General features: G+C 67.5%; 13 protein-coding genes. 8 read left to right on the forward strand and 5 right to left on the reverse strand.

Translation table 11 applies throughout. The annotated features are described in order from the left end of the window. Positions 1–17: 17 nt before the first annotated feature. On the reverse strand, positions 18–1,808 hold the full coding sequence (locus ACZYZF_RS25680; RefSeq protein ID WP_463747853.1) for an N-acyl-D-amino-acid deacylase family protein: 1,791 nt from the start codon (positions 1,806–1,808) through the stop codon (positions 18–20). A 100-nt stretch (positions 1,809–1,908) separates the two neighbouring features. Then, the gene (locus tag ACZYZF_RS25685) at positions 1,909–2,835 is read right to left on the reverse strand and encodes an SDR family oxidoreductase (RefSeq protein WP_463837170.1); all 927 of its coding nucleotides are present in this window, start codon (positions 2,833–2,835) and stop codon (positions 1,909–1,911) included. 67 nt (positions 2,836–2,902) lie between these two features. On the opposite strand from ACZYZF_RS25685, the gene ACZYZF_RS25690 reads away from it, so the two are divergent. The 4 genes from ACZYZF_RS25690 to ACZYZF_RS25705 all read left to right on the forward strand — a co-directional run bounded on the left by ACZYZF_RS25690 (position 2,903) and on the right by ACZYZF_RS25705 (position 7,008). Then, positions 2,903–3,829, forward strand: a complete 927-nt coding sequence (locus ACZYZF_RS25690; RefSeq protein ID WP_463837172.1) for a dienelactone hydrolase family protein — start codon at positions 2,903–2,905, stop codon at positions 3,827–3,829. An 88-nt stretch (positions 3,830–3,917) separates the two neighbouring features. Continuing rightward, the gene (locus ACZYZF_RS25695) at positions 3,918–5,024 is read left to right on the forward strand and encodes a glycosyltransferase (RefSeq protein ID WP_463747856.1); all 1,107 of its coding nucleotides are present in this window, start codon (positions 3,918–3,920) and stop codon (positions 5,022–5,024) included. A 108-nt stretch (positions 5,025–5,132) separates the two neighbouring features. Further along, positions 5,133–6,551, forward strand: a complete 1,419-nt coding sequence (locus tag ACZYZF_RS25700) for an APC family permease (RefSeq protein ID WP_463837173.1) — start codon at positions 5,133–5,135, stop codon at positions 6,549–6,551. A 70-nt stretch (positions 6,552–6,621) separates the two neighbouring features. Continuing rightward, entirely contained in the window at positions 6,622–7,008 is a 387-nt protein-coding gene (locus ACZYZF_RS25705) for a cupredoxin domain-containing protein (protein WP_463747858.1), read from the forward strand. Here the strand turns inward: ACZYZF_RS25705 and ACZYZF_RS25710 are convergent. Beyond that, positions 7,001–8,293, reverse strand: a complete 1,293-nt coding sequence (locus tag ACZYZF_RS25710; RefSeq protein ID WP_463747859.1) for a cytochrome P450 — start codon at positions 8,291–8,293, stop codon at positions 7,001–7,003. The genes ACZYZF_RS25705 and ACZYZF_RS25710 overlap by 8 nt on opposite strands. Before the next feature lie 177 nt (positions 8,294–8,470). Here ACZYZF_RS25710 and ACZYZF_RS25715 point away from each other — a divergent pair, with 177 nt between their 5' ends. Continuing rightward, on the forward strand, positions 8,471–8,950 hold the full coding sequence (locus ACZYZF_RS25715; protein ID WP_463747860.1) for a hypothetical protein: 480 nt from the start codon (positions 8,471–8,473) through the stop codon (positions 8,948–8,950). 17 nt (positions 8,951–8,967) lie between these two features. Here the strand turns inward: ACZYZF_RS25715 and ACZYZF_RS25720 are convergent, their stop codons facing one another. Continuing rightward, complete coding sequence (locus ACZYZF_RS25720) at positions 8,968–9,408, reverse strand: DUF6188 family protein (protein ID WP_463747861.1); 441 nt, start codon at positions 9,406–9,408, stop codon at positions 8,968–8,970. Between the two features lie 86 nt (positions 9,409–9,494). Between ACZYZF_RS25720 and ACZYZF_RS25725 the strand changes: the two genes are divergently transcribed. From ACZYZF_RS25725 to ACZYZF_RS25735, 3 genes are all read left to right on the forward strand, one after another. Next, positions 9,495–10,376, forward strand: a complete 882-nt coding sequence (locus ACZYZF_RS25725; protein ID WP_463837174.1) for a TIGR03854 family LLM class F420-dependent oxidoreductase — start codon at positions 9,495–9,497, stop codon at positions 10,374–10,376. A 107-nt stretch (positions 10,377–10,483) separates the two neighbouring features. Continuing rightward, positions 10,484–10,996 (forward strand): protein disulfide oxidoreductase, encoded by a 513-nt coding sequence (locus ACZYZF_RS25730; protein ID WP_463837328.1) that lies wholly within the window; start codon positions 10,484–10,486, stop codon positions 10,994–10,996. A 9-nt stretch (positions 10,997–11,005) separates the two neighbouring features. Then, positions 11,006–11,914: a cytochrome c biogenesis CcdA family protein gene (locus tag ACZYZF_RS25735; protein WP_463837176.1), complete on the forward strand. Its 909-nt coding sequence runs from the start codon at positions 11,006–11,008 to the stop codon at positions 11,912–11,914. Here ACZYZF_RS25735 and ACZYZF_RS25740 read toward each other — a convergent pair. Continuing rightward, positions 11,866–12,090 (reverse strand): hypothetical protein, encoded by a 225-nt coding sequence (locus tag ACZYZF_RS25740; protein ID WP_463837177.1) that lies wholly within the window; start codon positions 12,088–12,090, stop codon positions 11,866–11,868. The two genes, ACZYZF_RS25735 and ACZYZF_RS25740, sit on opposite strands and share 49 nt — an antisense overlap. Positions 12,091–12,122 lie beyond the last annotated feature (32 nt).

The following is a 12,122-nucleotide window of genomic DNA, read 5'->3' on the forward strand; positions in this document are numbered from 1 at the left end:
CTTCGATCGAGACGTCTTCAACGGGCACTGGTCAACTTCCCATCCTCGGCGGAGATCGACGGGACGCGTTGTGCGGCCCGCAGGAACTGGCCGGTGCGCCGATGTCCCACCAGGTCGGTCAGCGCACCGTCGGCGAACACGGTGCGTCCGCCTACGAGCACCGCGGTGACGGTGTCGTCGTTGCGGTTCACCATGCGGGACAACCCGCCGTAATGGTCGACGGTCTCCTCGGCGTAGGCATCGAGGGAGTCGTCGAGGCGTTCCGGGTCGATGACGACGACGTCGGCGCGGTCCCCGATGCGCAGATGGCCGGCGTCGATCCGGTACCAGTCGGCGAGTTCACCGGTGAGCCGGTGCACGGCCCGCTCGATCGACATGAACGGCGTACCGGACCGCTCGGCGTCGCGGACGTGGCGCAGCAGGCGCAGCCCCATGTTGTAGAAGGCCATGTTCCGCAGGTGGGCACCGGCATCGGAGAAGCCGAGCTGGATACCCGGATCGCGAGCCAGCTTCTTGAGCACCTCGGGACGGTGGTTGGAGATAGTGGTCCGCCAGCGGATCGCGGAGCCGTGTTCGAGCACCAGGTCCAGGAAGGCATCGACCGGATGCAGCTCGCCCCGCTCCTGACCGACCTGGCCGAAGGTCTTGCCCACCACGGATTCGTCAGGGCAGGCGACGATATCGGCGTCGAAGAAGTCCCGGTGCCAGACCCGCACGCCGAACTTGCTGTCGTAGTCCTGGCGGAACTTACGGCGGTAGGACTCGTCACGCAGCAGTTCGTTGCGCTCGACCTCGTCACGCAGATGTAGAGCCGCTGCGCCGGAACCGAATTCCTCGAACACCACCAGGTCGATACCGTCGGCGTACACCTCGAACGGCACCGGCAGATGCTGCCAGCGGAAGTCCCCGCCGAGCGCGTTCGCCGCCTTGGCCAGCGGTCCCATCATCCAGATCGCATACGGGTTGGCCTTGATGTCGGCAGCCGAGAGCAGGCTGGTCTTCAGCTGCTTGCGGAACAACCCGAGGGACTGGGCCACCTGCGAGGCCAGGTTGAGGGGATTCTGGATGTCGGGGCCGGACTGCAGTACCCGGCCTGCGCGCCGCAGCATCGCCTTGAGCCGGCGGAGCTCCCGGGGCTTGGCGTAGGTGGACGGCAGGGTGCGGGATCGGCAGGTCTCACCGTCGATCTTGTCGAAAAGCAATTGCTGTGAGGACATCCCGACGAAGCCGGCGTCGAGGGCCTCTTTGAGCATCTGCTCCATGCGGGCCTGTTCGGCGGCCGTCGGCCGCTGGTCCTTGCGGGTCGCGCGGTCGAGTCCCATCACCGCGGTCCGCATATCGGAGTGCCCGATGAAGGCGGCAAGGTTGGGGCCCAGTGGCAGCGATTCGAGTGCCGATACGTATTCGTCGCAGTTGGACCACGTCTTGTTGTCGTCGACGGCCGCGATCACGTGGCTGCGTGGGATCGCCTCGACACGGCCGAACAAGTCACCCGCGTCGACACCGCCGACATGCACGGTCGACAGCGAGCACGATCCGAGCATCGCTGTCGTCACGCCATGGCGCAGTGACTCCGACAGCGACGGGCCGTTCAGAACCTCGACGTCATAGTGGGTGTGGATATCCAGCATTCCGGGCACCACCCACTTGCCGGTGGCATCGATGACCTGAGGGCAGTCCGTCTCGTCGAGACGGTCGGGGGAGATGGCGACCACGTGCCCGTCACGAATTCCGATGTTGCGCACCGCGGACGGGGCACCGGTGCCGTCGAACCAGCGGCCGTTGCGAATGATCGTGTCGAAGCTCACTCAGACATAGAACCGTCCCGGTAGTGGCAGTGTCAATGAAAATGGTGAACAGATTTGAGAAAATGTCTACTGAAGGCCGAGGGAGTGGGCTGAGCTGGGATTACAGCGGGGCCCAGGCGTCCGGAAGGCGCCCGTCGACGTCGGTGAACCCGTAGTGGCGCGCCAGCGCGGCCGAGCTGACGGAATGCTGGTTCCACTGCGCCCGGTGCGGGTCGGCGGCCAGCGCGGCGATACCGCGCCCGACGAAGCGGGGGGACTCGGATTCGGCGAATCCCGGCGGCGCGGCCGGATAGCCGTCGGTGCGGGCCAGGTCGAGGGCGCATCGCCAGTTGGCCTCGGTGACGCCGTAGTTGTCGAGCATCATCTCTGAGCGCAGCCAGCCCGGAGTGGCCGCGACGGCGGTGGCGCCGAACGCGGCGAGTTCGTGCCCGTGGCTGAACGCCAGCCGGTTCACCGCATTCTTGACCAGGTCGTAGAACACCGAGAGCCGGGGGTTCTCGGCATTGAATTCGGTTGTGCCATCGGTGATCTCGACCAGCAGGCCGCCGGGGCGATCGGCGAGCAGCGGCAGCAGGCAGTGCGACGTGATCAGGTGCGTGTCCAGTCCGAGGCGCAGCATCCGTAACCCGTCGTCCAGGTCGTGCTGCCACATCGGCCGCCCCCAGGTGTCCGGCGGTCCCTTGAGCACCTCGGCTCCCCAGATGTCGTTGACGAGGATGTCGATGTGCCCGTAGTCGGCCTTCAGGCGCCCGGCCAGTCTGCGTACCTGCGTCGCGTCGAGGTGGTCGACCTGTACGGCGAGGCCGGATCCGCCCAGTTCCGTTACCAATTCGGCAGTTTCCTCGATGGTTTCGGGCCGGTCGTAGTCGGAGAGGCGGCTTCCGCATCTACTGCTGCGGCCGGTGCACACGACGGTTGCACCGACCTCACCCAGCGCCGCGGCGATGCCCCGACCCGCGCCGCGGGTTGCCCCGGCAACGACGGCGATGTGTCCCCGCAGCGCCTCGGGGTCGGGTGTCCAGGCCATCCGATGAGTATCCCGCCGCGCGCAGTTCTATAGCTGCGGTTCGGCATTTCAGCGCATACTGGCTGAGGTGACTCCGCTGCAGCGTTACATCGCCGAGGAAATCGCGACCGATCACCTCGACGGGCTGTTGTCGCGTCGTGAGGCACTGCGCCGGCTCGGACTGTTGGGAATAGGGGCCGCCGCGGCGGCCGCTCTGATCGCCGCCTGCGGTGAGGCGAAGCAATCAGCCCCCGGCGCAACATCCACCGCAACGCCCAGTGCCGCACCGGGATCGACGCCGAAAGCCGGCCCGCCGCCGGGCACCGAAGGCGCGCTGCCCACCGACGAGGTCAGTTGGGCCGGCCCCGGCGGGGAGTTGCGGGGCGCCTGGGCCGCCGCGCCAGAACCCAGGGGCGCGGTGTTGGTGATCCACGAGAACAAGGGGCTCACCGACCACATCCGCTCGGTGGCCGGAAGGTTCGCCGGTATCGGGTATTCGGCGCTGGCGATCGACCTGCTCTCGGCGCAGGGCGGCACCGGGGCCTTCGCCGACCCTGCCGATGCCACCGCCGCGTTGAGCAGGATCGAACCGCAGGAGTTCATCGCAGATCTGGCGTCGGGCATCGAAGAGGTGCAACGCCGCGCCCCCGGCCGCAAGGTCGCCGCTGTCGGTTTCTGCATGGGCGGCGGCCTGGTCTGGCGGCTCCTGGCCGCGGGTACTCCTGCGCTGGCCGCCGCGGTGCCGTTCTACGGCCCAGCTCCCGACGATCCGGATTTCAGTGGTTCCCGCAACGCCGCGGTGCTCGCGTTCTACGGCGCCCTGGATCAGCGGGTGAACGCAGGTGAACCGACGATACGTGCGGCGTTGGAGCGCGCCGGAATGGTGCACGACCTGATCACCGAACCTGACGCCAATCACGCCTTCTTCAACGACACCGGCGATCGCTACAACCCGGCGGCCGCCGCCGATGCCTGGCGCCGAATCCAGGAGTGGTTCGCGACGCATCTCGCCTGAGCCCGTCGGCGGCCTTGTTCAGCGGCTGTTCAGGCGTCGGTCGCGGCGTTGTGGTTGACCGCACACGCGGGCCGGTTCTCATCGTGACATGCGGGTTGTCCAGGTTGCGAACTTCTACGGCCCGCGATCTGGCGGGCTGCGTACCGCGGTCGACCGCCTCGGCGCGGAGTATGTCGCGCTGGGCCATGAGGTGTATCTCATCGTGCCGGGTGCACACCCGCAGCGGCATGTCCTTGCCAGCGGCGTCGTGCGGATTTCCTTGCCTGCCAGGCTGATCCCGTTCACGGGCGGCTACCGCGCGGTGCTGCCGCGGCCGGTGACCGCGTTGCTGCAGCAGCTCGGTCCCGACGCGATCGAAGTATCGGACCGGTTGACCCTGCGGTCGCTGGGGCCGTGGGGCCGCAGACACGGTGTGGCCACCGTGATGATCTCCCACGAACGCCTGGACCGGTTGGTCGGTCAGGTGCTGCCGCGATCGGCGGCGGTCATGGTCGCAGACTTCGCCAACCGCCGCACTGCGGCGAATTACGACGCGGTCGTGTGCACGACAGGTTTCGCGCGGGAGGAATTCGACCGGATCGGTGCGGACAATGTGGCGACCGTGCCGCTCGGCGTGGACCTCGAGCAGTTCCACCCGAGGCGCCGGTGTGCCGAGATGCGTAGCCGCTGGGCTGCGCCGCAGCAGACCCTCCTGGTGCACTGCGGCAGGTTGTCAGTGGAGAAACACGCTCACCGAAGTATCGATACCGTGGCCGCACTGCGTGATTCGGGCCTAGATGCCCAAATGGTGGTGGTGGGGGAAGGGCCGTTGCGGGCTCGCCTCGAGAGGCAGGCCAACGGGCTACCAGTGGCGTTCACCGGGTACATCGGTTGCCGCGACACCGTGGCGACCATCCTGGCCTCGGCAGATGTCGCACTGGCGCCCGGGCCGCACGAGACCTTCGGCCTGGCGGCGCTGGAGGCGCTGGCGTGCGGAACTCCGGCGGTGGTGTCCCGGACGTCGGCCCTTGCCGAGATCCTCACCTGCGACAGCGGAGCGACTGCCGACAACGACGCCCACGCCATCGCGCAGGCCGTCACCTCGGTGATCGGCCGGCCCGAACCGATGCGGCGCAGCAGTGCCCGTCAGCGTGCCGAACAGTTCACCTGGCCGCGGTCGGCGGCCGGAATGCTCGACGCACTGGGAGCCGGGTAACAAGGCGGGTTTTGCGCACGCTGACGCCAGACCTGGTGTGCGGGCCGGCCCCGGCCCTATGTTCCGCGGGTCAGATTTACGCGCACGCTGCCTGAAGGACGGTCGAGCATGTCCGAAACCACCACAGCCCCAGAATCGTTGGGCGACCCGCCGCCGGTAGCCGGTCGCCAGTTGCGCGGCAACCTTTCAGTGGCCTCGATCGTTTTCATGGTGGTGGCCGCGGCCGCGCCGTTGGGTGTGATCGGCGGGGTGGTGCCGTTGGGCATCGCCTCGGGCAACGGAGCCGGATTCCCCGCCACGTTCATCGCCGCCACGCTGGTGCTGTTGTTGTTCGCGGTGGGCTTCACCGCGATGACCCCTTATGTCGATGAGGCGGGCGCCTTCTTCTCCTATGTTCGTCAGTCGCTCGGACTGCCCGCCGGCATCGGTATCGCGTTCGTGGCGCTGGTGAGCTACGTGGCGCTGGAGGCGGGCGTGTACGGCCTGCTCGGCCCGGCGGGGGCGAGTGTGGTCGAGCTGGCCGGCGGGCCGACTCTGCCGTGGTGGGTGTTCGCGGTCGCAGGTTTTGCGGTCACGACGTACCTCGGGTACCGCAACATCGAGCTGTCCAGCCGCCTGCTCGGCGTGTTGTTGACCGCCGAGATCGCGATCGTGCTGGTACTCGACCTGGTGATCGTGGCCAACGGCGGTGAGCATGGCCTGTCTGCGGGCATCGTGAATCCGAGTGCGGTCTTCTCCGGCTCACTGGGCATCGGGTTGCTGTTCGCGATCATCAGCTACGTCGGATTCGAGGCGACCGCGATCTTCCGCGACGAGGCCCGCACTCCGGAGCGCACGATTCCGCGGGCCACCTATCTGGCGCTGATCCTGATCGGGGTGTTCTACGCGGTCACCAGCTGGGCGTTGATCTCGGGCTGGGGCGATGAGCAGGCCGTCGCCCGTGCCACCGACTCGGGCTCTACGTTCCTCGGCGACACTGCGCACCGCTACATCGGCGCGGCGGGCGCCGACATCATCACGGTGTTGTACTTCACCAGTCTGTTCGCCTGCATCCTGGCCTTCCACAACGTGGCCTCGCGATACGTGTTCGCGCTGTCGCAGCGCGACGTGTTGCCCGCGCGGCTGAGCCGGCCGCACGAGCGGCACGGCTCGCCGCACCGGGCCTCGCTGTGGATCTCGGGAGTCGTGGCGCTCAGCGTGCTCCTGGCAGTGGTGTTCGGGCTCGACCCGGCCGCCCAGTTCTACACCTGGTTCGCCGGGGCGACGACGGTCGGCGTGGTGCTCCTGATGATCGCCACCAGTGTCGCGGTTCTCGTCTATTTCGGGTCCGACCGGCATGGCCATTCGCTGTGGCGGGTGCGGGTCGCACCGGCGTTGGGTCTCGCGGGCCTGTTGGGTGCACTGGTTCTGATCCTGACCAACCTCAGCGACCTGGTGGGCGGTTCCAGCGTTTTGGCGTGGACCATCCTCGGTGTGCTCGTAGCCGCGTTCGCGGCCGGTGTGGTCGTGGGTCGCCGGGTCGGCTGAAACCGCACATCACACCCCGGCGGGGCCGATAATTGTCTGCGGTCTCAGGACGATTCCCAGGGGGTCCCGGATGTATCGAGTTGCAGTGTTGGCCGTATCGCTGTTCCTGGTCGCGGGAACGGTAGTTGCCTGCGGGCAAGCCAATTCGCCGGCCGGCCACAGCCAGCACTCCGGGACTGCCACCACCGGCCCTGGTAAACAAGTTCCGACCGGCCCCGTCATCGCGATCGAGGGGATGGGATTCAGCGCACTGGGCCCCGTGGCGCCGGGAACCGCGATCACGATCGTCAACAAGGACGAGGTCGAGCATTCGGTGACATCGCGGACCAAGGGACTGTTCGACGTCCACGTCGACGGCAAGGGACAGGCGACGTTGACGGCCCCGCAGGAGCCGGGGGAGTACGCGTTCTACTGCCTCTATCACCCCGCGATGCTGGGCACCCTGACCGTCAAGTAGACGCTGCGCGGGTGGACCAGGCCACCGGCATGCGCTTGATGCCGTGGATGAACGGCGACAGCAGCCGGTCAGGTTCCTCGGTCACCACGATGTCGGGCAACTGCCGGTGCAGTTCGGAGAACGCGACGGTGATCTCACGGCGCGCCAGGTTTGCCCCGAGGCAGAAATGCGCGCCGCCGCCACCGAATCCGAGGTGGGGGTTGGGGTGTCGGGTGATGTCGAACATCCACGGATCGGCAAACTTTGACTCGTCCCGATTCGCCGATCCGTACCACAGCGTCACCTTTGCGCCGGCGGGCAGCGGTGTCCCGCCCAGCACGGTGTCCTGCGTGACCGTGCGGCGCATGTAGCTCACCGGCGACGCCCAGCGCACGATCTCCTCCACCGCGTCGGGGGCCAGTTCGTCATAGCGCGACCACCACTTCTGACGCTGGTCCGGGTAGCGGGTCAGGGCGAGCACACCGTGGCTGATGGCATTGCGGGTCGTTTCATTGCCCGCGACCACCAGCAGGATGAAGAACGAGGCCACCTCGGCCGAGGTCAGCCGTTCCCCGTCGACCTCGGCCTGAACCAGGCTGGTGGTCAGATCCTCGGTGGGCGCCGCACGCCGTTCGTCGGCAAGCGCGGTCGCATAGGCGCCGATGTCCATCGCGACAGTCACGAACTCGTCGAAATCGGTGGTCAGGTCGGGGTCGCCGAATCCCAGGATCACGTTGGTCCAGTGGAAGATCCGTTGGTGGTCGTGCTCGGGGATCCCCATCATGTCGCAGATGACCTGCAGCGGTAATGGTCCGGCGAGTTCGGTGACCAGTTCGGCGGTGCCGTCGGGATTCCTGGCCACCATGTCACTGACCAGGCGTCGGGCCCGATCACGGACCGAATCCTCGATCCGCGCCACCACGCGCGGCGTGAACGCGCTGCGCACGATGTTGCGAAGCCTGGTGTGCCGCGGATCGTCCAACGCAATCATCGAGCCGAAATACTCTGCCAATTCCGGAGTTTGATCGCCAACGGTGATGCCGGACGCGGAGCTGAAGATCTCCGGATGGCGGCTGGCGTGGAACACGTCGTCGTACCTGGTCACCGCCCAGTGCCCGGCGCTCTCCGGTGAGCCGTCGAGAACGCAGGCACGGTGGAACGAGATCGGGTCGTCACGGCGCAGCACGCTGAATGCGCCGTCCCGGACGTCGTCGTCCTCACGCCAGAACTGCCAGGATCCGAGGTCGATCTCCGAGCGCGGCACGTCGCTGGGACGCGCCCCATTGATCCGCGGTGCGATACCCACCCCGCCAGAGTAGGGCCCCGCAGGGGCCGGAAAATGGGTAACGCTCGGATCGGCGGTGGCGATACCCCTCTGGGGTGCACGTTTCGCCGCTCGCAGCCAGGTGAGTCGCAAGGCGTTGCGGCGCCGGGCCATTGGGGGATGGCCTGCGCCGGGGTCACGACCGTAGGAGGTTCAGGGATGAAACTGACGAAGTTCGTGGCGGCTGCGTTGACAGTCGGTGCGTTCGGAATGGGCGTCACGGGGTTGGGGGCTCCGGTGGCGTCGGCGTCGCCCGCTGTGCCGGCTCCGCTCAAGCCGGGGCACGGCAACGACGACTGCTTCCCGTTCTGCAACGGCGGGCCGCCCGGCCATGACCGTGATTTCGATCGCGGCCGCGATTTCGACAACCGCGGGCACGATTTCGACAACCGTGGACATTGGGACGACAAGGGTCCCTGGTGGTCGAACAACCGGCACGACTGGTGGGACGACCGTAACGGGCCGCCGCCATGGGGCTGGGGCCCGCCGCCACCGTTCGAATGGCGGGGTGGGCCGCTGCCGCCGACCATCAACTACTGGGGCTACAACTTGAACCCTGTGTGGGACAACGGGTTCCGCCAGTGGGGTGTGTGGCTGTTCGGCGTCTGGGTACCGATCCTCGGGGTCGGCGTCCGCTGAGACCCCATCGGTAGTGGTCAGCCGCTCTCGCGGGTGGGGCCCTCGTCGCCGTCCTGATCGAAGTCATCCTGATCGTGACGGACGACGCGGACCCGCCCGTGGGGCAGGCATGCGGCGTAGCCGTGGTATTTCCCGTACAGCTCCCACGATGTCCGGCCTTCTTCGGGCCGGACATCGATCCGGTGGCCGTCGGAAAAGCTCAGGTGGAGGCTGCCGTTGTCCTCCCAGTCGGCGTGCGTGCACCGTTGACCGGCGAAATCGAACAGCGGCCGAACTTCATCGCGCAGTGACCGTGGGTCCAGCGACACCACTTCGGATGCGTCGGTATCGGTCGCCGGCAGTGTCAGTTCCAGTGGGACCGAGATGACGAGTTCGTTGTAGTCGTCGAGGTTGAGCACCAGGCCATCATGAAACGCGATCCGCTGGACCAAGCACCCTTGAATCCATTGTTCGCTCATTGTCTTACTCTGAACCGCCGGGCCGGCGGGCACAAGAGGCGGTTGCGCGGTGTTGGGTCGAATATGGATGACATGGGAAACGTCCGATGAAGGTGCGGTTCGGTGTCGGCGTCGGCGCCGACACGGCCCCAGGTGAACTGGGCGGCATCGTCGATTACCTGGAGAATTCCGGGATCGACTCACTGTGGTTCTCCGAACTGGTCTACACCCCGGCGGTGGATCCGTTCATCGGCATGGCCTACGCGCTGGCACGAACCCAGCGGTTGAAGGTCGGGACCTCGGTTGCCATCCTGCCCGGGCGCCATCCCGTGCTGGTGGCCAAACAGCTGGCCTCGCTGGCAGCGCTGGCGCCGAAGCGAGTGCTGCCGGTATTCGGCCTGCATTCGGCCCTGCCTGCCGAGCGGGACATCTTCGTCGTGCCCGACCGCCGCAGGGCTGCCGTCTTCGACGAATCACTGCACCTGTTGCGATCGGCGCTGAACGGCCGTGACGTGTCGTTCGAGGGTGAGTACTTCACTGTCCGCTCCGCTCAGGTGCAGCCGGTACCGGCCAAACCGATCGACATCTGGCTGGGCGGCTCGGCCCCGGCGGCGTTGACCCGCATCGGTCGATTCGGCGACGGATGGCTGGGCAGCTTCCTCACGCCCGACGAGGCGGGGGCAGCGCGCCGGCGCATCGAGGCGGAGGCAGAGACGGCCGGCCGGGTCATCGAGCCTGACCACTACGGCATCAGCCTCGCGGTGGGGGACGGCGTGCTCTCGGATGATCTGCTCGCCGCGGTGCGCCGGCGCAGGCCCGACGTCGACCCGACCGAACTGCTGGCCGCGGACTGGCCCGACCTGCACCGCCAGATCGACGGTTACCTGGCTGCCGGGCTGACCAAATTCGTGATCAGGGCGGCAGGCTCCACCGATCGCGCCGCATTCCTGGACCGGTTCGCCGCCGAGTTGTTGCCCCGGCAGAACTGAGCTCGGTGAGGTTCCGCGTTGAACCCGGAAGTGTGGACTTCCGTGTTAGGGGGTATGCGCGGGCCGTGCGTGCGGCTGCGCCCTGAGCGAAGGAGACTGCCATGAGGATGCGACTCCGGTGGTTGCGCCAAACGGCGATAGCCGGGCCGGCCGGCGTGCTGTCGACGGTTGCGGTGGTGTTGGCGCTGGTTGCCGCACCGACCGCAGCTGCCGACGATCGGCTGCAGTTCACCGGCACCACGTTGTCCGGCGCGCCGTTCAACGGGTCCGGCCTGGCCGGGCGGCCCGCGGTGCTGTGGTTCTGGACGCCGTGGTGCCCGTTCTGCAACGCCGAGGCGCCGTCGGTGAGCGAGGTTGCCGCAGCCAATCCACAGGTCAGTTTCGTCGGTGTGGCGGCACACTCCGATGTCGGGGCCATGCAGGGGTTCGTCGACAAATACCACCTCAATTTCCCCAACCTCAATGACGCCGACGGGTCGATCTGGGCTCGCTACAACGTCCCGTGGCAGCCGGCCTACGTCTTCTACCGTGCCGACGGGTCGTCCACGTTCGTCAACAACCCCACGTCGGCGATGCCGCAGCAGGAGCTGGCCGATCGGGTCGCGGCTCTGAAGAGCTAGTCGCCGGGCGTGTCAGACAACCTGGTGGGGTTGGCGTTCGGCGCCGGACTCGTCGCAGCACTCAATCCGTGCGGTTTCGCGCTGCTGCCCGGGTACCTTGCGCTGGTGGTGCGGGGCACCTCGCCGCGCGGGCCGCTCAGCGCGTTGGGACGAGCGCTCGTGGCCACCGCGGTGATGACTGCCGGATTCGTTGCGGTGTTCGGCACTTTCGGGCTGCTGACCGTGGCGGCCGCAAATACCGTGCAAACCTATCTTCCCTATGTCACCGTGGTCATCGGGATCGTCTTGGTCGCGCTGGGGGCCTGGCTACTGGCCGGCCGCCGGCTCGGGATTCTGCTGCCCGATGCGGTGGCGGGCCGTGCCGGCTGGGCACCCACTGCGCGGCTCGGCTCGATGGCCGGCTACGGCGTCGGATACGCGCTGGCGTCACTGTCGTGCACCGTCGGACCTTTCCTGGCGGTCACCGGTGCAACCCTGGAATCGCACACCGCGCTGCACCGGGTGGCGGTGTTCGGCGCGTACGCGGGGGGTTTCGCTCTCGTCGTCGGGGTGCTGGCCGTGGCTACGGCGCTGGCCGGCACCGTCGTGATCGACCGGTTGCGTCGCGTCGTCCCCTACATCAGCCGGATCAGCGGAGCCCTGTTGATCGCCGTCGGCGCCTATGTCGCCTACTACGGGTGGTATGAGATCCAATTGTTCGGCGCCGCAGGAAATCCCGAAGATCCGGTGATCGCCGCCGCCGGTTACCTGCAGGGTACCCTGGCGGGGTGGGTGCACCGGCACGGCGCCTGGCCGTGGGTGCTCGCCCTTCTCGTCTTGGTGGCGCTCGGTGTGTGGCGGGTCAGATTCGCCGCCGGGCGTCCTTCCGTTCAGCGGTCGAAGTCGGACTCGTCGTCTGACGGCACCACTATCGCCTGATCGATGAGGTCGGCCTCGGTGGCCTCCACATCGGGTGAGATTCGCACCCGGCGCAGATCCGCCAACGCGTCGTCTTCGTCATCGACGCCGACCGGAATCAGCTGTTCGACGACATCGGCCTCAGGGGCGTCGTCGAATCCGTAGCCGTCGAAGCCCTCGTCATCCACCTGCGTCATGATTGCCCCTCTCACCGGCCGGCGTCGGCTCT

The organism is Mycobacterium sp. IDUB_24, from assembly GCF_055419385.1.

Coding starts and splice junctions, on each gene's coding strand:
- ACZYZF_RS25685 (WP_463837170.1), bottom strand. CDS start 2,835: ATGGCCTGGACACCCGACCCCGAGGCGCTGCGGGGACACATCGCCGTC.
- ACZYZF_RS25695 (WP_463747856.1), top strand. CDS start 3,918: ATGCGGGTTGTCCAGGTTGCGAACTTCTACGGCCCGCGATCTGGCGGG.
- ACZYZF_RS25700 (WP_463837173.1), top strand. CDS start 5,133: ATGTCCGAAACCACCACAGCCCCAGAATCGTTGGGCGACCCGCCGCCG.
- ACZYZF_RS25705 (WP_463747858.1), top strand. CDS start 6,622: ATGTATCGAGTTGCAGTGTTGGCCGTATCGCTGTTCCTGGTCGCGGGA.
- ACZYZF_RS25715 (WP_463747860.1), top strand. CDS start 8,471: ATGAAACTGACGAAGTTCGTGGCGGCTGCGTTGACAGTCGGTGCGTTC.
- ACZYZF_RS25720 (WP_463747861.1), bottom strand. CDS start 9,408: ATGAGCGAACAATGGATTCAAGGGTGCTTGGTCCAGCGGATCGCGTTT.
- ACZYZF_RS25725 (WP_463837174.1), top strand. CDS start 9,495: ATGAAGGTGCGGTTCGGTGTCGGCGTCGGCGCCGACACGGCCCCAGGT.
- ACZYZF_RS25730 (WP_463837328.1), top strand. CDS start 10,484: ATGCGACTCCGGTGGTTGCGCCAAACGGCGATAGCCGGGCCGGCCGGC.
- ACZYZF_RS25740 (WP_463837177.1), bottom strand. CDS start 12,090: ATGACGCAGGTGGATGACGAGGGCTTCGACGGCTACGGATTCGACGAC.